The organism is Maribacter luteocoastalis (genome assembly GCF_048890225.1).
In the GTDB taxonomy this organism is placed as follows: Bacteria; Bacteroidota; Bacteroidia; order Flavobacteriales; family Flavobacteriaceae; genus Maribacter; species Maribacter luteocoastalis.
This window is the reverse complement of the sequence record NZ_JBMFZG010000010.1, coordinates 144,047-164,030: the sequence shown is the minus strand read 5'-3', so window position 1 is coordinate 164,030 and position 19,984 is coordinate 144,047. Positions and strand designations below refer to the sequence as shown.

The following is a 19,984-nucleotide window of genomic DNA, read 5'->3' as shown; positions in this document are numbered from 1 at the left end:
ATGAATAGAATTTTATACCTCATTAAATTACTAAAGGACCAGTTTTTAAAAATTACAATGGCCGGTGAAAAATATGCTAGACATGTTGGTGTTGAAGTTGGTGAGAACTGTCGAATTTTAACGACCACATTTGGGTCTGAGCCTTGGTTAATTAAAATTGGAAATAAAGTTACAATAACCTCAGGGGTAAGGATTGTAACTCATGATGGTAGTACTTGGTTGTTTGAAGATGAAAAAGGGAGAAGAGAACTATTTAGACGCGTAGAAATTGGAAATAATGTTTTTATAGGCTTTAACTCTATAATATTACCTGGAGTAAAAATTGAAGATAATGTTGTAATTGCTGCAGGCAGTGTAGTTACTAAATCGGTTCCTAAAGGAAGCATAATAGGTGGTAACCCCGCAAGAATCATAGGCAGTTATGAATCATATAAGAATAAAGTACTTTCTACATATATATCCAGAGAGGAAATGGATTTTTCAGAACCATATAGAGATAGAGTTTTAAAAGCACTAACAAAGGATTTTAAACCATTTATGGTGAAAAATGACAGCTAATAAACATAAATGACCCCAATAACCATTAGTTTCATATTACCATCTCTAAGAGCCGGCGGTGCTGAAAGAGTGGTTTCTACATTGGCACAAAAACTAGATGCCGAAAAATTTAGCGTTAGTATTATTGTTTTAGGGTTTGAAAAGGATGCCAAATACAAAATTAACAATGTTAACATCATTTATCTAGACAAACATAGATTAGTTGACAGCATTGGTATCTTGTTTAAAACTATTTATAAACTAAAACCTAATATAGTAATGTCATCTATTGGTCATGTCAACCAAGTGATGGCTTTGTTTTCGTTTTTTTTTCCAAAAATAAGTTTTGTTGCTAGAGAGGCAAGTGTAATTTCTCAAATTAGTCGTTTTTCTAATTCTAAATTCAAAATACCAAGATTTATAACAGCTATTTTATATAGAAGGTTTAATCAAGTGATTTGTCAGTCAGAGGATATGTTACAAGACTTAAGATTTATATATAAAATAAAGGAGGAACGTATAACAATTGTAAACAACCCTGTTAATTTAAATTATAAATTAAAACAAAAAATACTTAATTCATCAAATATTCCAAAATTCATTACCATTGGTCGACTTAGCCAAGAAAAAGGCCAGGAAAGAATAATAAATGCCTTATCCAAATTAGAAGTAGATTTTGAGTTAACTGTAATTGGTACGGGTCATTTACGAAGTTCTTTAAAACAACTAAGTTCTACATTGGGGTTAACTAATAAAATTAGATTTATTGATTTTAGTGATGAAATTAATAACATGTTAACAGAAAGTGATGTATATCTTCAAGGTTCTTTCGTAGAAGGTTTTCCTAACGCTTTATTGGAAGCCTGCACAAGTGGTATACCTGTATTGGCTTTTAATGCACCTGGTGGCACTAAAGAAATTATTGAACAAGGTATTAATGGTTATATCGTAAATGATGAAACCGAATTTATAGAAAAATTAAACTTAATTAATTCAACAAAATGGAATTCTGAAATTATTCGAAATACGGTGGTTAAAAAATTTCATCCAGATAGTATTGTTGAGCGCTATGAGCAAATTTTTGAAAAAATAACTCAACATTGAAAAGTAAAAATCATATACATTTAATTACCGGTCTTTCTGGAGGGGGAGCGGAACATTTGGTATTAGAATTAGCAAAACAGGCTGCGGAGCATAGCGTTTCTGTTTTAGTAATTTCTGTATCTAGTTTAAATGAAATAGAACATAAATTTAATAGTCACCATATAGACTATCTCTTTTTAGATATCAATGGTTTTAACTCTTTATTTAAAGGATTATCAAAACTTAAAATAGCACTACAAAAAAATAGCGATAAGTCCGTCGTTCATTGTCATATGTTTCATGCGCTATTAGTCGCTTTGTTATATAAGTTAATCAACCTTAAAAAATGTAACATAGTATTTACATTACATAATAATATGGTTGGTAGTTTTTTTAGAAGATACATTTTATTTATTTCTAAGCCATTTAGAAAAATTGATATAATTTTTTCCAAAAACTCCAAAAAATGGTATTTAAAAAACAACGCTATCATTCCAAATGGCATTGATTTTAAAAAATTTGAATATAATCTAAGTGAACCAAGGAAAATTAATAGTAAAATCGATTTTATATTCTTAGGTAGTTTAACAGAACAGAAAAACCCATTAATACTACCAAAACTTGCAGATCAACTAAGGAAAGAAAAAATTAATAATTTTATAATTCATGTTGTTGGTGAAGGACCTTTAAGAAATGAATTAGAACAACAAATTACTAATTTAAAATTGCAGAAATTTATTATTCTTCATGGTTTTAAAAACAATATCCCCGAATTATTAAGAACATATAATTGTCAAATAATGCCATCTTTATGGGAAGGTATGCCAATTTCTTTATTAGAATCTGGTGCAGCTGGTTTACCAATAATAACCACACCTGTGGGTAGTATTCCTGATTTTCTCAATAACAAAAATGCTTATTTGAGCTCACCAGAAAACTTTACCAACGCTATGAAAATGGTTATCTATGATTATAATACTGCCCTTAAAAAAGCAAGTGTCTTTAAAGATTTTGTAATTAAAAATTATAGCATTGAAAACATTTATAAGAAACACCAGATGATTTATGACGCTATTTAAAATACTTTACCAGTAAACTGTCTTCAAGTTTATTTTCATTAAAAGAATTAAACGCTTTTGAAAATTTATTGGATCCTTTGTAATTTAAGTGCCCGAAATCACCAAATTCATCATCATTAATTGGAAAATTATTAAAATCCATAAATTTCACATTACTAAAAAGAGAGTCTTTAACTCTTAAAAATTGAGATTCATTAGTTGCATATGAAAAATATTTATGTTGAGGGCTTCTTACCAAAATAACCTCAACGCCTTTATCCTTGCAATATTCAATGCATTTCATCAAGTATTTCAAACTATATACAGACATTTTAAAGTTGTCGGTTTTTACTGTATCATTTACCTTCCTAGCCATAATTAAAGAATCTATCTTATTCCTTTCCAATCTTCTGTAACCACCAATCTCATCAGAAAAGTTAAAATCCAACATTCCAATTCTAATTAGATTACGCCTAAAAGATTTAGATAAAGCGGCCACAAATCCTCCTTGATTATTGTTCCTAAGAATCTTCAAATCCTCTATATCTAGAAATGGTAAATATGTAGGTAATCTTTTCATCATATAACGACCTTCCCAAATCCAACTGTTCATTACAATATCTATTTGGTTATTAGAAAATTCTATAAACACAGTATCTATATGATTGTTTTGTTCTAAAAGATATTTCAACTTTGAATACGTATAAAAATAAGACTCGCCAGATTGAGATACATTTTTCATTCTTGTGATAATGGAATCATTAAAAGCACATTCTGAATGCGAATGCCCCATTAATAACTGATTTTGCTCATGGTTAATCTTTAATTGAGCCTTATGATTTATAAACTTTAAAGAAGCAATAAAAACAAATAAAACAAGAATAGACGTAATACAAATAAAGACTATTGCTTTTTTTAAAAATTTATTCATTTTAATTTAGATTTAGAATTGAAAATAGATAAATGTTTGATCCGATCCTAAGTATAATGTAATTACAAAAACTAAGAAGAAATAAAAACCACGACGATAGTATTTGCCCCAAGTAAAACCGATTTTCTCAATAGCATATTTATTGTCTCTACCAAACCATTCAATTATAATGAAAATTAAAATCAACACTATTACTTGTAATGCATAAAACCTTGATAGGTCAAAAGTAGGCACTTGAAATAGTGTATTATCAAAAATACCTTTTATATATGTAATTGCTTGTTTAACGCTTGCCGATCTAAAGAAAATCCACGCAAATACGGTTAGTGAAAAAGTGAGAGTAATTTGCATTGTCTCTCTGATGTTTGGTGCTAATTTACCTTGGGCAACCACATCTAAATTTTTTCTATTATTATTAGAGAGCATAATTGGCAGAAAATATAATGCATTTAATCCACCCCAAACTATAAATGTCCAATTTGCTCCATGCCAAAAACCACTTACTAGAAAAATAATAAATGTATTTCTTATTTTCATCCAGGTACCTCCTCTACTACCTCCTAGAGGAATATATAGGTAATCTCTAAACCACGTTGACAATGAAATATGCCACCTACGCCAAAATTCAGCGATATCCCTAGAAAAATAAGGAAATGCAAAGTTTTGTTTTAAATCAAACCCAAAAAGCCTAGAAGTACCTATTGCAATATCAGAATAACCAGAAAAATCACCATAAATTTGAAATGTAAAAAATATTGCCCCTAATAATAATGAGCTACCACTCATGTGTTCATGATTTCCAAATACTTCATTTGCAAAAACTGCACAATTATCAGCTATTACGATTTTTTTGAACAAGCCCCATAATATCTGCCGCATGCCATCAACAGCATGCTGGTAATTAAATATTCGTTTTTTATAAAATTGTGGTAAAAGATTACTAGCTCTTTCTATAGGACCTGCAACTAATTGAGGAAAAAAACTAACAAATGCTGCAAACGCAATTAAATCCTTAGTAGGCTCTAATTTTCTTTTATATACATCAATAGTGTAACTTAAAGTTTGAAAAGTGTAAAAACTAATACCTACTGGTAAAATTATTTGAAGGGAAGTCTCGTGTAAGGTGATGCCCAATCCCGCAAAAGCAGCTATTAGATTTTCCATGAAAAAATTATAGTACTTAAATACTCCTAGAAAACCTAGATTCACTAATAAACTTGTCCATAATAAAAATTTTTTTTTCTTTTCCTTGATATCATTAGTTAATAGCACCCCAATTAAAAAGTCAAGAACTGTACTAAAAATTATCAAAGCTAAAAACCTATAATCCCACCAACCATAGAAAACATAACTTGCTATTACAATTAGAAGGTTTTGTAACTTTAAGTTTTTTTGAAACAAAAACCAGTAAGTAGGAAAAACTAATAATAAAAAAACAACAAATTCAATTGAATTGAATAACATAATTTGGTTTAGTTTGCGTTTAATATTTCAAATGTATTTTATTAACAGCTTTTAATACATATTTTTCGACAGAATATTATCATAATTGGTTGAATACAAACTATTATGAAGAAAATTGATTGTTTACATGTCCCAAAAACATAAACTTATCCGAATAACCACTGTACCAGGTTCATTAGGAGGTCTTTTGAAAGGGCAACTTCACTTTATGAAACAACATTATAAAGTAATAGGTGTATCCTCTTTTAATAAAGGACAACTTGATCAGGTGGCAAAAATTGAAGCGGTGCCCGTGGTTGCCATAGAAATGACCCGGAAAATAACACCTTTGAAAGATTTAAAAAGTGTTTGGCAGTTATATACCTTATTCAAAAAAGAAAAACCCTTTATAGTTCATACGCATACACCAAAAGCTGGCACTTTGGGCATGTTTGCAGCTTATTTGGCAAAAGTTCCCAACAGACTGCATACCATTGCGGGATTGCCGCTATTGGAAGCGGTTGGGCCAAAAAGAAAATTGCTAGATTATGTGGAGAAGCTTACGTATGCTTGTGCCACAAAAATTTATCCTAACTCATTTGGTTTAAAAGATATTATACTAAAAAATGGCTATACCAATGAGGCTAAATTAAAAGTGATAGGCAACGGTAGTTCCAACGGGATAGATACCGAACATTTCAACTGTATCAATTTTACAAAAGTTGAAATACAAAATTTAAAAGATTCCTTAGGTATTAAAGCGGATGACTTTGTTTTTCTATTTGTAGGCAGACTGGTGAAAGATAAGGGTATTAATGAGTTGATTAGTGCCTTTGTTGAATTGAATGCATCCCAAAGCAATACAAAACTAATATTGGTGGGGGCATATGAACGTAATTTGGATCCTTTAGCCCCTGAAATTGAAAGACAAATTGAAGAGCATACTTGCATTCTTCCCCTAGGTACTATGTCTGATGTTCGTCCTTATTTTTGCTTAGCGGATACACTCGTATTTCCAAGTTATAGGGAGGGTTTTCCAAACGTTGTTATGGAAGCAGGTGCTATGGGCATACCAAGTATTGTAACAGACATTAATGGTTGTAATGAAATTGTTTCCAATACTATAAACGGCCTTATTATACCCGTAAAAAGTCAGCAGCATATATTAGAAGCTATGTTGAAAATGATGCAGGATGTTGGTAATGGTGCTTATGACCCAAACATAATTAGAAACAAAATAGTAAGTACTTATGACCGCCCAACCATCTGGAATGAAATTTTAAAAGAGTACAAATCCCTTGAGTAATACGGTTTGGTTTTTGTTTCGTAAACACATTTTAACTTCAATTAGCTAAACTTAATCCAAATTTTTAGTATTTACTTTTAACACGTTGTACCTTTCCCCCTGATTAGTTTAAAACTAATAGCATACGACAATGACCAATAAACCATTGAAAATTGTTTTTCTTCTTAGCAGAATAGAAACCACAGGGGTTACCACACATACTTTGGATTTAGCAAAAGGACTAACCGATCTAGGCCATGAGTTAATGTTGATCACAGGGGGGATAAGTAGGGAGAAAAATGAACGTGTGGAATTGTTTTATGGGCAATTTAAAGAGATGGGGGTTACTATAAAAGAATTTAAAACCCCAAGTGGAAACCTTTTAAAAAAAGGAGTACAAACCGTTGGTTCTATTCTTAATATGCTTAAATGGATTAAAGGGTACAACCCACAGGTAATACATGCACAGTCTCCTTATATGACCTTTGTGCCTTGGTTATTAGGTAAGAAATTCACGACCACCATACACCAAATGGGACTTAGGCCCAATCTTAAATTTAAGACGCCAACACATGTCATTGCCATTAGCGAGGAATCTAAAAAGGATAGTATTTTAAACTATGGCATAACAGAAGACCAAGTTAGTATTATACACCATGGAGTATCTGACCGGTATGCACAACCCATCACGGAAGACGAAAAGAAAAGCTTAAAAAAACAGTTAGGGATACAGGACAACAAACGTATTATTGGTGCTGTGGGCAGTTTATCCTTAAGAAAGGGAACCGATATTATGGTTAAGGCCCTAGAAGGACTAGATGATGGGATAAAACAGCAAATACACTTTATTTTTTTAGGTGGGGAACTCAACTCAAAAGAATTTGGGTGGTTACATGCTATGATTTCTGAAGCGAACATTGGCAAGTTTACCCAGCAAGTGGCCTTTAGGGACCCAAAACCTTTTTACGATATTTTCGATATTTTTGTGTTACCCTCACGTATGGAATCTTTTCCGTTGGTAACCTTGGAAGCCATGATGAGCGGTTGTTGCCCTATTCGAAGCAATACCGAAGGTGCCCATGAACAAATAACCGACGGTGTAAATGGTTTATTGTTTACAACAGAAGCACATAAGGAACTTACTTTATGCCTAACCAAATTAGTGAGCGATACGAGCTTACGTGACAAATTGGCGAAAAATGCAAAGAAAAAGGCTTTGGAGGAGTTCACTATTCCAGAGATGACCAAACAGACCTTAAAAATTTATGATAAAATTAAAATTCATTAAGCAACGTTATGTACCCGAAAGTAATTAAGAACCTACTGGATTTTGTTGTGGCATTGGGTATGTTTATCCTCTTTCTTCCGTTGTTTCTATTACTTACGGTACTTTTGGCAATAGCTAACAATGGTAAGCCCTTCTTTTACCAGTTACGTCCTGGAAAAAATGAAAAAATTTTCAAGATTGTAAAGTTCAAGACCATGAACGATAAAAAAGACAAACAGGGTCATCTTTTACCAGATGTGGATCGTATAACCAAAGTTGGAAAATTTATTAGGGAAAACTCATTGGATGAACTACCCCAACTACTGAACGTACTAAAAGGGGATATGTCTTTTGTGGGCCCTCGTCCCCTACTCGTCTCCTATTTGGAACATTATAATGAGGAGGAGGCTAAAAGACATTTGGTTAAACCTGGTATTACCGGATGGGCACAAGTGAATGGTAGAAATGCCATTAGCTGGGAAGAAAAGTTTACCTATGATATTTGGTATGTAAATCACATAAGTTTTATGACCGATTTAAAAGTTCTCCTTAAAACCGTGCAAAAAGTATTTAAAAAAGAAGGTATATCCGCAAGTGAGACCGTAACCATGGAACTGTTTACAGGAACAAAAAAAAAGTAAAAGACAATGGTGTCAATCATAGAAACAAAAGACAAATGGATGGAAATAGTGGAGGACATGGACAACCATGATTTTTACCACACTTATGACTACCACACCATATCAAAAAAAGAGGGCGAACAGCCTATTCTCTTCCTATATACCGAAAACGAATATAAAATTGCCATACCATTTTTAAAAAGGGCCATTGCAGGCACCCCCTATCATGATTTGACATCGGTATATGGTTATGCCGGACCTATTACAAAAAACATTAACCAAACCTTTAACAACCAAAAATTTATCACAAATTTTAAGAATTGGTTGGAGGAAGAAGGTATCATTAGTGTTTTTTCAAGGCTACACCCCTATTTTGACTATCAAAACACCTTATTATCAGGTATTGGAGAGCAACCTGTTTTAGGTAAAGTGGTTAATATTGACCTTACACAAAACCTAGAGGAACAAAGAAGAGAGTATGGTAAAAGCACCAAAAACAGAACTAATAAATGTAGACGATTATGTACGGTAAAACTAGCAGAGACCGATGAGGAAATAAATACCTTTATTGATATCTACTATGAAAACATGGACCGTTTAGAAGCCAATAAGGACTATTACTTTTCAAGGCAATATTTCTTTGATTTTTTAAAATGCACCGATTTTAAGACTGATATTTTATTAGTGAACCACGTAGAGGATACTACTACTGTTGCCGCTTCTATGTTCGTTAAGACCGGTAATATGGTACAATTTCATTTATCAGGCAGCAAAACCGATTACCTTTCCATTGCCCCTGCCAACCTATTTTTAGATGAGATGAGGATACGGGCCACTGAGGAAGGATATACCTATTTTAATTTAGGTGGGGGCTTAGGCAGCAAAGAAGATTCCTTATTTAATTTTAAAGCTTCTTTTTCTAAAAACCACAAGGAATTTGCCGTATGGAAATATATAGCAAACCAAACTGTTTATGATGACCTTTCCCATAAAACAGCTAAAACCAATACTGATTTTTTCCCTTTATATAGGGCTAATTAATACTACGATCTTGGCACAGAACCACATTCAATTAGAAAATAATAAGGAAGGCACAAAAAACTGGGAACTAACCCAACCTGCTTTAGTTAGGGAAATTGAAGGGTATGCCTCTAAAACTAGCATTAACCAAGGTGAAGAAATACAATTTTATGTAAATACTGCAGCCAATCTGTTTGAACTGGAAATTTATAGAATGGGCTGGTATAAGGGTAAAGGTGCCCGTTTGGTAAAAGGTCCAGTTCAACGTAAGGGAACACAACAGGGTATTCCCTTACCAGATAAAGAAACGGGTATAGTTGAGTGCAATTGGGAACCTAGTTATACTTTGCAAACCGATAGTAATTGGACTACAGGCGTATATCTTGTTAAGCTAAAAGAACTTTTATCCCAGAAGGAGAGTTATATCATATTTGTGGTACGGGAAGATAACCTACAAACAGCGATCTTATTTCAGCTTCCTGTAACCACCTACCAAGCTTATAATTTTTGGGGAGGGAAATCTTTATATGACTGGGGAAGTGGCTCTATAAAAGATTGGGGTAAAATTGGGGGTAAACATGCGGATAAGGTATCCTTTAACAGGCCCTATGCTGGTAGTCACAATCCAAAGGCAGCACACGGGGTAGGCGCAGGTGATTTTTTAACCAATGTTGCCCCGGTAACTACCAATGGCTACCCTATTAGTAGTGCTGGTTGGGATTATAATATGATACGATGGTTAGAGAAAAATGGATACAACGTAGGGTATATCACCAATGTAGATACCCATAGGAACCCTACTTTACTCAGTAAAACCAGTATATTTCTTTCTCATGGCCATGATGAATACTGGTCCAAAAGCATGCGGAAAAATGTAGAACAACTACGGGATAACGGCATTAATATTGCCTTCTTTGCCTCTAATGCCGTTTATTGGCAAATTAGGTTTGAGCCAAGTATTATTGATAAGCAGTTAGATCGTACCATTGTTTGTTATAAAGAACCTGAAAGAGACCCAGTACAGGGCGTGGATACTTCTACAAATTTTAGGGAGGCACCAGTGAACCATCCTGAAGCATCGTTATTGGGCGTACAATATGTAAATGACCCCGTTACCGGGGATATTACCGTGAGTAATGAAAAACATTGGGTCTTTAAAAATACAGGCCTTAAAAATGGGGATAAATTAAAAGGGCTTTTGGGATATGAGAGTGATGCCTTACACCCTAGCTCACCTAAAAACATAGAAGTTCTGGCAACATCAAATAGTATTAATCTATATAAAAATAACTACCGTTATATTGCCCAACAAAATTTAGCGCTTATTCAAAGAAAGGCAATAACTGTTATTAGTTCTAAATTAAAATTAAGTGAGGGTACTAGTACAACATTGTTCAAGGTACTTGCAGTTGTTTTTATTTTAGCATTGGCAATACTAGAATTTTTTATCTTAAAAAAGCTTCCGGTATTAGGTAAAGCGTTATTAGCCTTGACTTTTATAATCCCAATTTTATTCTTTTTGTGGAGGGCTAAGTCCTTCAACGCAAAATATGCGAAGGATTTTGACTCCCACATGACCATTTATAACCATGAAAAAAAATCAAAAGTTTTTGCAACTGGCTCTATGCAATGGGCTTGGGGATTGGATGATTATAATGTGCCTAAATTGAGAAAATCGGTCAAAGATGAGAAAGCCTCTATCATCACGGAGAACATTTTAGAGGAATTTGGAGCAAAACAAAGCAATTGACACATTTAATTAACGTTCTTTTTTTATTATAACCGAAGCTATAAATGACCACGCCAATTACTACAGAAAATCCGTTAGTATCCGTTATTGTACCTGTTTACAATGTAGAAGCCTATCTTCACCGATGTGTTCAAAGTATTCTTGAACAATCCTATACCCATCTAGAGATTATATTGGTAAATGATGGTTCTGCAGATAATAGTGGTGAAATTTGTGATCAACTGGCACAGACAGATAACCGGATCAAAGTAATTCACCAAGAGAACAATGGTGTAAGTGCAGCTAGAAACAATGCGTTGGACATTGCCAATGGTGAATATATTTCTTTTGTAGATAGCGATGATTGGATACATACAAGGTATATAGAGCTCTTGGCCAAAGTACTTACCGAAATGGATGCAGATATCGCTGAGTGTGATAAAATATATACCCATACCTATATTGAGCAACAAGAAGTTGATGAATTTTCACCTGTCCTTCTTGATAAAACTAGTGCTATTGCCAGAAGTTTAAAATACGGTATTTGGGGTGTCCCATATCGCATGTTTAGAAAAACCGCTGTTGGTGATGTACGATTTAATAAAGTAACCATTGCAGAAGATGCATTCTTTACTTTTGAAATCTTAGCTAAAGTAAAATCGATGGGCGTTTTGTACGATAAACTCTACTATTATTACCATAATTCGGAAAGTGCAACTAAAAACTCCCTTAGCGATAAAAAAATAAAAGAATATGTGTCAGGATCCGAACGCATTAAGAGTATTGTTACCCGTGAGAACAACCCCTTTCTAGATAAACTTGCAGCTAGAAACCTAGCCTTGGTATGTATCCGGAAAATTAAGGAAATATCAAATACCAGAGGTATTGATCAAGATTATAAACAGCGAATTTGGTTGAAAAATATTTTGTTGGACAATATGTGGGGTGATCCAAAAAGAATTCAATTTTTAATGGTTAAATACTTGCCTTTACCATGGTTCTCCCAACTAACTAATTTGATACGTAGATTAAAATAAAAGAGAGCCAAGTCTACGAATTTCATTTTTATAATAAATGAACCCCTGACCTACAATAGAAATAAGATGACCTTTATTTTAAAATACTATCCCATTTATGAATCACACTTTTCATACTAAATTTATCCATATAATCTAAATTTTTATTAGCAAAGGCAATTCTCCTTTCTCGATTATCCAGTAAATCTATTATTTTATCAGCCATAATATCCACCGCTAGAGGTGGCACCAAATGTCCATTTTCTCCCTCCATAATTATTTCGTTGGGTCCCGATATAATATCAAAACTTACCAGAGGTAGTTTATTCGCCATTCCTTCAATCAGGGTCATTGGAAATCCTTCAGAGCGAGAGGTCATAACCATTAACACACAATCTGGATAAACCGCATAAATATCTGAAGCATAGCCTTCTAAAAATAGTTTATCCCCTAATCCATTTTCCTCAATTTTATTTTTAATCTTCTCTTCATCCTCACCTTTACCATAAATATGCCATGTGAAATCAGGATGTTTTTGAAAAACAATTCTGGCTACATCAGCCAGTAGCTCAAAATTCTTTAAATATGTAAGTCTACCTACACTTACAATACGTTTTGAATCTGGATTATATTGATGTTGTACATTTTCCAATCTACTATCTATAGGATTATAAATTTGGACTATACGACGAGCTGCCGTATAATGTCTATAATTAGCTTCATCGTGTTTGGTAAGGGGTACAACGACATCGGCAAACCTTGCCGTAAATTTTTTACCCGTTAAGATAAAATCGTGAGCTGTGTTCTCAAAAAAACTGGAATGGTCCCAGTAAACAAGTCTCGTCCTATTACATCTTGTAGCCAATACCCCCAAGGGGCCCATGATAGAACTACAGGCAACCAAAACCGTAATTTTATTCTCTTTAAGGATGTTTCGCAAAGTTCTCGTTGCTTTGAAAATTCCCTTTTTCATGGATACATCCCCATCCACTAAATGGTGATAGTGCAACTCATTATGCCACAAATATCCCATATCAATGGGATGTTTCTTAAATCCAATAACATGTATTTCATAATTATTGGTAGCATGTAAATTACTTGTCATCAAAGACGTAACACGCGCAATACCACCATTGTTTGACACCGTTACCAAGGCAAATGCAATCTTTATCTTATTGGACATAGTTATCTACAATATATTGGTTGTTATTATAAACGAGTGATTTTTCATACTTATTCTGTATTGCTACAATTAGAAAAAAATAAGTCATTGAAAAAGAAAATTTATAAAACACATAGACATTGTTAAATAATAAAAAGGCTAAAAAAAATAAGAAGTTTAGCCTTGCTAATTCATTTCCCGGATTATAAAACAAATTTTTAATACTTTTTAAAGTAGGAAAACCAAAAATGAACATTAGAAAAAAACCGCCAATAAATCCTTGTTCTGCAAGAATTTCAACAAATGAATTATGAGAAAATTGTCTTGTTGAACTATAATGTGAAAACTGACCTAAACCAATACCAAAAATTGGGGCATCAAGGAACATATCTATACCTTCCTTTATTAGGTTTCCCCTTTCTACCGTACTGCCCTCAGTTGTACTCATCCTATTAATAAACTCAGAATTTTCCAAAATAGTAATAAAACGAATTGCCGCAAATACGATAACGGAAATTAGCACTAGAAATCTTCCAATTTTCATTAAAGGATTCTTATTCCTGTTTCGATTAATAAAAATCCAAAATACTACATTCGAAAATATCAGCAAGAATAAACCTGATCTCGACTGGGTTACAAACGTGAACAAAATAAATACCACAGGAAGTGTTACCAATAGAAAGAACATAAATTTATTTCTATAATTTAAATAAAGATAGAACAGTGAAATGTTGGCAAAAAAAGAATAGTACGAATATGCGTTTGCATTATGTAGAAAAATACCTCTATCCAACCTTGGTCCGGTCTCTGGACTGATCATAACTTCAGCTCCTTGAAAACCAGCAGCGGTAACGTAAAAAGTACCGTTTAAAAATTCTATTGCTATGAGTAAAACAATGGCCAAAATATAACCCCAATGGTAAAAATTCTCATGGTCTTGACGTTTATTTAAAGCTAGGGCACAGTAAGAAGCAAACAAGGTTCCGGTTAAACCGCTTAAATCCCTGATCATACCTTTTAAATCTACATAATAAAATACGGTCACCAATGAATAAAGCCAATACACCGCAAAAACCTTAATTAGAAAATTACCTTGGTCCCATGTAAATCTATCTCTAACAATAGTGATTAAAAACATTGTGGGGAGTAATACATAAGTACCTACGGATTGTATCCCAAAAAATGGACCTCCAACCATTAAGAAAAGTAAATTTACCAGTATAAGTAAACCAATTCCAATTGAGTAATTCTTCTTTGTATTTGTATACACTAGACTAATGGTATGCTTTGTGCAAATATGTAAATTTCTACTGAGGGTAAAAAATACCTAGCAACAAGATAGTTGAATTTAATAACGAAGTAACACCTTGTTTATTTTATAAGGCCCTCTTTTTTATAAAAGGAAAAACCGTTGAAAATTATCTCCTTTAAATTAATTAAAAGCCTGTGTTATTATAAATATTATCTTCAAATATGGCATTCACGGTGAGATTTTCACTTTGAGGATAGGCCCAGTGCATATAACCGGGTATATTTTCGAAAATACAATTTTTAAAGAGATTATCTCTATTTGGCCTATCTACTTGAAATAAGAAGGGACTATTGTTAAATGTACAGTTATTGAAAATATTGTTGTAGGCCTCTGTGTTACCTAACGACCAGTGATAAAAACCAACACCAAACTTATTATTAGAAAAAGTGCACTCTACAAATTCATTATCATGACCGGCATTGGTCAAACCATTTTCAAACCAATCACAAAAAGTGACACCACCTTCCCCACCATTCACTGTTACCCTATAAAAGGTATTATGGTGTGCGCCGTTGGCAATCCTAATCTCCCCTTCTTTAAATCCCCCATCTATATAGCAGTTTTCTATAAGATTATCGTACACATTATTAAAACTTAACTCAATCATGGTATTGTTTACATAACAATTTCTAAGAATGTTATCTGAAGCGCCGTCTTTAAGACAAATTCCATGACCTTCATGCTGTAATTGACCTACCCGTTCTACATAGATATTTTCCAATAGGCCAAAGTCTGAGTTATATAGTAGATAGTAATAATCACAAGAATTTATATCATTGTCTGAATATATCTTACTATTGTAGTTTTTGGAATAATTAGACTCCGTGAGCATAATGCCCCGCATTCCGTCATTTATTGAGATACAATTACGCACCTCGACATAGTTTGAGTTATAAATTGAAATTCCCTCGCCTGTTTGGTTTAAACCAATAGTACCCCCTAAAGCTGCAGAATCTGTGTTTGCCAAGTTAAAATCTCCAGAATCACTTAACACAATGTTTGTTAGTTTTAGGTTGTCACAATAATATGCCAATAGATTATGTTGATATCTACTAATTTGAAAATTTGATATTTGAATATGCTGTTTTCCAGTTAACTTTAGTCCAACCCCATAACCAATATCATCTATTCTATCACCTACTAATGTTGGCATTTCCAATGGATCAAAAGCATCTCCATTTTCTTTATACTCTTCATAAGAGATGGAAGCACCATCAACGCTAACTATATCTTCTGGACTATTTTTGTAGCCAATAAACTGAATGGGTTCCTGTACTGTACCTTCTTGCCCAACCAAAAGGGACAAGGATCCGTAATTACCAGCCTTCACATAAATAATATCACCTGCTTTAGCCATCTGGAATGCATATGAAATTTCCCAAGCCGTATCTGCTGTCTTACCATCATTATTTTCATTTCCATCAACGGTTACATAAAATATGTTTTCACCATAATAAGAAGCCTCTGGTCCATCAATTAAATCTTCTTGGGATTCTAGGTCTTTTTCTGTAGTCTGGTGATTATCCAAAATATCAAAAAGCTCTGAATCTGATGAGCAAGAATTTATAAATACTAGTAAAACAAAAAAGGTAGTCCTTAAAATAAGGGTATGATTTGCAAATGGAATTTTCATCAAAAAGTGTTCTATGTAAATTTAACAAGCTGTGTATAACTACAAATAAACAGTCCTTACTTTTCGATGAACTACATCACTTTTAACCATTAATTAGTTTATGGATATAAACTGGGGCAACTTAAGACAGGTTCCCTTGGGTTTATGTTATATTCTAGATTTTAAGAATCACTGGACGGCTTTCAATTTTTAAATAACAAAAAAAAGCTGCAATGTAAAAAACATTGCAGCTTTTAGAATTTTTAATGAACCAAATTTTATTTGGATGCTACCAGGGAAGAATTTTTAACCTGTTCATTTATCCAAGTAAAGGTCTTTTTCATCCCTTCTAAAAGGGGCATATTGACCTCCCATCCCATTTTCTCCTTATACAAGGTATTATCAGAGTTTCTACCTCTAACTCCTACCGGACATTTAAAACCGTATTTATCAACAAATGCTTGTCCTTCTATGTTATTAATTTTAATGTCCTTACCTGAGATATCAATGGCCATTTGTGCAAGTTCATTTATGGTAACCATTTCTTCAGATCCAATATTTACCGGTCCATAAAAACTTTCCTGTCTCATAAACCTTAAAACCGCTTCCACACAATCATCTATATATAAAAATGATCTTGTCTGTAGGCCATCTCCCCAAACTTCAATTTTAGCCTCACTTTCTGCGGCTTTTCTACACATCGCGGCAGGAGCTTTTTCCTTACCTCCTGTCCATGTTCCCATGGGGCCAAAAATATTATGGAATCTTGCCACCCGCACATCTAGACCGTAATTTCTGTTGAAAGCAAGAAAAAGTCTTTCACTAAAAAGTTTTTCCCACCCATATTCAGAATCTGGGTTGGCAGGATATGCCGATGATTCTTCACAATTTGGATTATCCGGATCTAACTGATTGTGCTCTGGGTACATGCAAGCAGAAGAACTGTAAAAAACACGTTTCACATTGTTAATTGATGCTTCATGGGCCGTATTTAAATTAATCAATGCAGAGTTGTGCATTACATTGGCATCATTATCACCAGTGAAAATATAACCCGCACCGCCCATATCTGCAGCAAGTTGATACACTTCATCAAAAGAATTATCCTTATCCTCTTTCGAGTTTTGAAAAGGTGAAAGCATAATTTTCTCAACCAGACGTGGGTCTCTAAGATCACCTGCAACATACTCATTACAAATATCCTCATGATCCCAAAATTCGTGCTGACCTTTAATATCAACTATTCTAACCCAAAAACCTTCCTTTAAAAGTCTTTTTCCTAAATGTCCTCCAATAAATCCGCCCCCGCCTAAAACTAGTGCTGTTTTTTTACTCATTATTATGATTTTAAGTGTTTACCTTTTTATCTGCTGCTAAATTACTTAGATTCTAATTGTTTACATATTTACTAGAACTGAGTACAACTAGTTTTCTGCACTTATTAACGAAAAAGCCGATTATTTATTACAACAATAGAAGTTTAGAGTTAAAATAGTTAGTGAGGTTTTGTAAATATAAATAGGTCCGTTACTATCTTATCTAAAAAAAATGAAATAATTTTCCATTTTTTTTTAGAAAATTAATCAGTTGATTCAATTTATAATGTTCCTCTGTTATAGATTTTGTTTTAAAAATGCGATACTTTCATTTTTAGCCTTTTCTAACTCCTTATTTACCATTTCATAATTTACAGGTTCTTGAATAAGCCTATTAGTAATCTCTTCTATGCCTAAAACCAATCTTTGTTGTAATCCCAACTGATTTAATATTGAACTAAAGCGGGATAGACCTCTTTTATTATTTCCTATAGCAATAAAATTTTTATTAAAAATGATAGAAAACAAAGTACCGTGAAATGAATCTGTTATGATAAAATCGGCATGTTTAAACCCGTTAATCCATTCTTCTACCGATGGGAACACAAACTCTGATAGGTTTTTATTGTTCAGGTTATTCATGTCCTTCCGAGGCATTATTGAAAAAACATTTTTTTTCAAACTATTCGTAACCTTATCTACAATTTGTTGATTTGCAACTGATTTGTCTAAAATATAGGTGAAGATTTTACCTTTTGGCTCATCAACATCTGCATCGTCAATAAGGTCTTCATAAACATTTTGAGACAACAATAGTGTTGGATCTATAGATTTTATCGCATTAACGCCCAGTTTTTGTTCACAAAGAGTAACTGCAGAATCTTCTCTAACAGAAATTGCATCAAATTTTTGGGCCAATGAAGAACATAGCAACGTTTCCTCTTTAGAAAACAACCATTGATCTACTCCAAAAGATGCAGCATAAGAAATTCGTTTTACACTTTCTTTATTTTTTAAAAAATCATAAAAATAATTACTTATTAAGGGTGTATAACTAGGTCTCCAAACTTGATCACTCCCAACAACATAGGCATCAAAATTATAAATATCCAAAGCACGCACCCGTATTTTAGAAGATACCAATGCTGTTTTTTTTATATTCTTTTCTACAAATTTAGCGGTATGGATGCCAATTATTTTTTTTTGTTTGTTAGTTGTAAAATCTGGCATTTTTATAGGTGTACCCTTTAGTGCTTTAAACAATGTCTGTTTCCAAAGCGAAAGTAATTTTCTTAAATAAGGGAAATCGTGAACGTCATTATGTATCAATAGCGCCTCATGACCCATAGCCTCTATTGTCTTTTGCAAGGCAAAAGCTTGTAACAGCCCACCGTAATTATTATGTAATGGCAATGTTAAAATTCCTATTTTTCTTTTTTTCATAATTTATATCCTTTAGGATTATCTAAACTATTTTAAGTAGTTCTTTCACGTCCCTCCTGAGTGATGTGCATGTTTTAAAATTAGGACTAGGAATCCCTATGGGTACTAAACAAATCACTTTTTCCGAACTCTTTAAATCTAGCATATGCTTTATTTTTTTGTCAGCATCCATCTGCTTGCCCCAATTGGCAGGACATGCCCCAATTTTAAAATAATGTAGTGCATACAGCAAATTGAGCAAAAAAATTCCCCCGTCTATATAAAATTGATTCCTTTCCCCTATGGTATAGAAATAACTTCGATCTGTTACTACTACTAGTAACTGATGTATATTTTTAGTAAACCCTGTCATTCCGCCTTGTAATTTTAAGACATCGTCTACAAGGGATTTATTGTCTACATAATAGACTTTTGTGGCCTGTCTATTACATACCGATGGAGCGTTAGAGGCTAATTTAACCACCTTTTCAATAGTTTTGATTTCAACAAGTGCACCGCTAAAATTTCTTACACTGGACCTAGAATGGGAAAACTGATAAAAATCCTTGTTAGCGTTTGAAAAATAGTCATGATATTCATTATTTAAGGTGCTATTAATATTTACTATGATATGACTTTTGAAATAATCAAAGTCCTCCATAGGATAATAGTCACTAATATCTATTGAATTATTTTTATGAAGTTCATAGTAATCACACATGGCAATATATGCCGCTTGTATTTGTGAGTTATCTTTCTTCTCATTAATTATTTCTTTTTTTAGGAGATTTCTTAAAATTATAATATTTTTTCGACCAAACTTATATCTTAAATCTTGATGAAGAAGACCTTTTTCAATGGTATGATATTTTAAAATGATATGTGATTCAATTTTCTCGTAATCATTTAATCTAAAAACATTGGAATGAAGATAATATAGTTTAAAATCAAAAATATAATTGCCAACTAAATCAATAAACTTAAAAATATAAGTCTTTTTTAATATTCTATATAAATCACCAACCTTGGTGAAATTTTGTGATCCAACTATTTTTCTTACTAAATCTTTTACCATTTTATAATGTAAATTCAATTAAAAAGACAACATATTAATGAAATACAAACAAGTCTATTTATCCATTGTCTTTCATTTAAATGCTTAATATCTAAT

At 32.9% G+C, this 19,984-nt stretch carries 17 protein-coding genes; 9 read left to right on the top strand and 8 right to left on the bottom strand.

Annotation, left to right across the window (positions count from 1 at the left end; translation table 11 throughout):
- Genes ACOCEA_RS16600 through ACOCEA_RS16590 form a run of 3 tightly spaced genes read left to right on the top strand, consistent with a single transcriptional unit; the run spans nucleotide 1 to nucleotide 2,699 of the window.
- Complete coding sequence (locus tag ACOCEA_RS16600) at nucleotides 1-558, top strand: acyltransferase (RefSeq protein ID WP_420757394.1); 558 nt, start codon at nucleotides 1-3, stop codon at nucleotides 556-558.
- Nucleotides 559-567: 9 nt separating this feature from the next.
- On the top strand, nucleotides 568-1,641 hold the full coding sequence (locus ACOCEA_RS16595) for a glycosyltransferase (protein ID WP_420757393.1): 1,074 nt from the start codon (nucleotides 568-570) through the stop codon (nucleotides 1,639-1,641).
- A complete protein-coding gene (locus ACOCEA_RS16590) occupies nucleotides 1,638-2,699 on the top strand; it encodes a glycosyltransferase family 4 protein (protein WP_420757392.1) in 1,062 nt (353 codons plus the stop codon). The genes ACOCEA_RS16595 and ACOCEA_RS16590 overlap by 4 nt, the downstream gene beginning before the upstream one ends.
- Here ACOCEA_RS16590 and ACOCEA_RS16585 read toward each other — a convergent pair.
- Nucleotides 2,692-3,609, bottom strand: a complete 918-nt coding sequence (locus tag ACOCEA_RS16585; RefSeq protein WP_420757391.1) for a hypothetical protein — start codon at nucleotides 3,607-3,609, stop codon at nucleotides 2,692-2,694. The two genes, ACOCEA_RS16590 and ACOCEA_RS16585, sit on opposite strands and share 8 nt — an antisense overlap.
- A 12-nt stretch (nucleotides 3,610-3,621) precedes the next feature.
- The gene (locus tag ACOCEA_RS16580) at nucleotides 3,622-5,073 is read right to left on the bottom strand and encodes an MBOAT family O-acyltransferase (RefSeq protein WP_420757390.1); all 1,452 of its coding nucleotides are present in this window, start codon (nucleotides 5,071-5,073) and stop codon (nucleotides 3,622-3,624) included.
- Nucleotides 5,074-5,200: 127 nt separating this feature from the next.
- On the opposite strand from ACOCEA_RS16580, the gene ACOCEA_RS16575 reads away from it, so the two are divergent.
- From ACOCEA_RS16575 to ACOCEA_RS16550, 6 genes are all read left to right on the top strand, one after another.
- Entirely contained in the window at nucleotides 5,201-6,358 is a 1,158-nt protein-coding gene (locus ACOCEA_RS16575; protein ID WP_420757389.1) for a glycosyltransferase family 4 protein, read from the top strand.
- 130 nt (nucleotides 6,359-6,488) lie between these two features.
- Entirely contained in the window at nucleotides 6,489-7,625 is a 1,137-nt protein-coding gene (locus ACOCEA_RS16570) for a glycosyltransferase family 4 protein (protein WP_420757388.1), read from the top strand.
- Between the two features lie 8 nt (nucleotides 7,626-7,633).
- Nucleotides 7,634-8,245: a sugar transferase gene (locus ACOCEA_RS16565; protein WP_420757387.1), complete on the top strand. Its 612-nt coding sequence runs from the start codon at nucleotides 7,634-7,636 to the stop codon at nucleotides 8,243-8,245.
- A 6-nt stretch (nucleotides 8,246-8,251) separates the two neighbouring features.
- The gene (locus tag ACOCEA_RS16560; protein WP_420757386.1) at nucleotides 8,252-9,265 is read left to right on the top strand and encodes a peptidoglycan bridge formation glycyltransferase FemA/FemB family protein; all 1,014 of its coding nucleotides are present in this window, start codon (nucleotides 8,252-8,254) and stop codon (nucleotides 9,263-9,265) included.
- Nucleotides 9,266-9,275: 10 nt separating this feature from the next.
- Nucleotides 9,276-10,994 (top strand): N,N-dimethylformamidase beta subunit family domain-containing protein, encoded by a 1,719-nt coding sequence (locus tag ACOCEA_RS16555; protein ID WP_420757385.1) that lies wholly within the window; start codon nucleotides 9,276-9,278, stop codon nucleotides 10,992-10,994.
- A 44-nt stretch (nucleotides 10,995-11,038) separates the two neighbouring features.
- Nucleotides 11,039-12,010 carry a glycosyltransferase family 2 protein gene (locus ACOCEA_RS16550; RefSeq protein WP_420757384.1) on the top strand — a complete coding sequence of 324 codons (972 nt, stop codon included), beginning with the start codon at nucleotides 11,039-11,041 and terminating at the stop codon, nucleotides 12,008-12,010.
- Between the two features lie 73 nt (nucleotides 12,011-12,083).
- Here the strand turns inward: ACOCEA_RS16550 and ACOCEA_RS16545 are convergent, their stop codons facing one another.
- The 6 genes from ACOCEA_RS16545 to ACOCEA_RS16520 all read right to left on the bottom strand — a co-directional run bounded on the left by ACOCEA_RS16545 (nucleotide 12,084) and on the right by ACOCEA_RS16520 (nucleotide 19,888).
- Nucleotides 12,084-13,172 (bottom strand): glycosyltransferase, encoded by a 1,089-nt coding sequence (locus ACOCEA_RS16545; RefSeq protein ID WP_420757383.1) that lies wholly within the window; start codon nucleotides 13,170-13,172, stop codon nucleotides 12,084-12,086.
- Nucleotides 13,162-14,421: an O-antigen ligase family protein gene (locus tag ACOCEA_RS16540; RefSeq protein WP_420757382.1), complete on the bottom strand. Its 1,260-nt coding sequence runs from the start codon at nucleotides 14,419-14,421 to the stop codon at nucleotides 13,162-13,164. Before ACOCEA_RS16540 ends, ACOCEA_RS16545 begins: the two co-directional genes overlap by 11 nt.
- Before the next feature lie 166 nt (nucleotides 14,422-14,587).
- On the bottom strand, nucleotides 14,588-16,096 hold the full coding sequence (locus ACOCEA_RS16535) for a right-handed parallel beta-helix repeat-containing protein (protein ID WP_420757381.1): 1,509 nt from the start codon (nucleotides 16,094-16,096) through the stop codon (nucleotides 14,588-14,590).
- Nucleotides 16,097-16,353: 257 nt separating this feature from the next.
- Nucleotides 16,354-17,412 carry an NAD-dependent epimerase/dehydratase family protein gene (locus ACOCEA_RS16530; protein WP_420757380.1) on the bottom strand — a complete coding sequence of 353 codons (1,059 nt, stop codon included), beginning with the start codon at nucleotides 17,410-17,412 and terminating at the stop codon, nucleotides 16,354-16,356.
- A gap of 276 nt (nucleotides 17,413-17,688) precedes the next feature.
- Nucleotides 17,689-18,834, bottom strand: a complete 1,146-nt coding sequence (locus ACOCEA_RS16525; protein ID WP_420757379.1) for a polysaccharide pyruvyl transferase family protein — start codon at nucleotides 18,832-18,834, stop codon at nucleotides 17,689-17,691.
- 22 nt (nucleotides 18,835-18,856) lie between these two features.
- Nucleotides 18,857-19,888: a nitroreductase family protein gene (locus ACOCEA_RS16520; RefSeq protein WP_420757378.1), complete on the bottom strand. Its 1,032-nt coding sequence runs from the start codon at nucleotides 19,886-19,888 to the stop codon at nucleotides 18,857-18,859.
- Nucleotides 19,889-19,984: the final 96 nt, after the last annotated feature.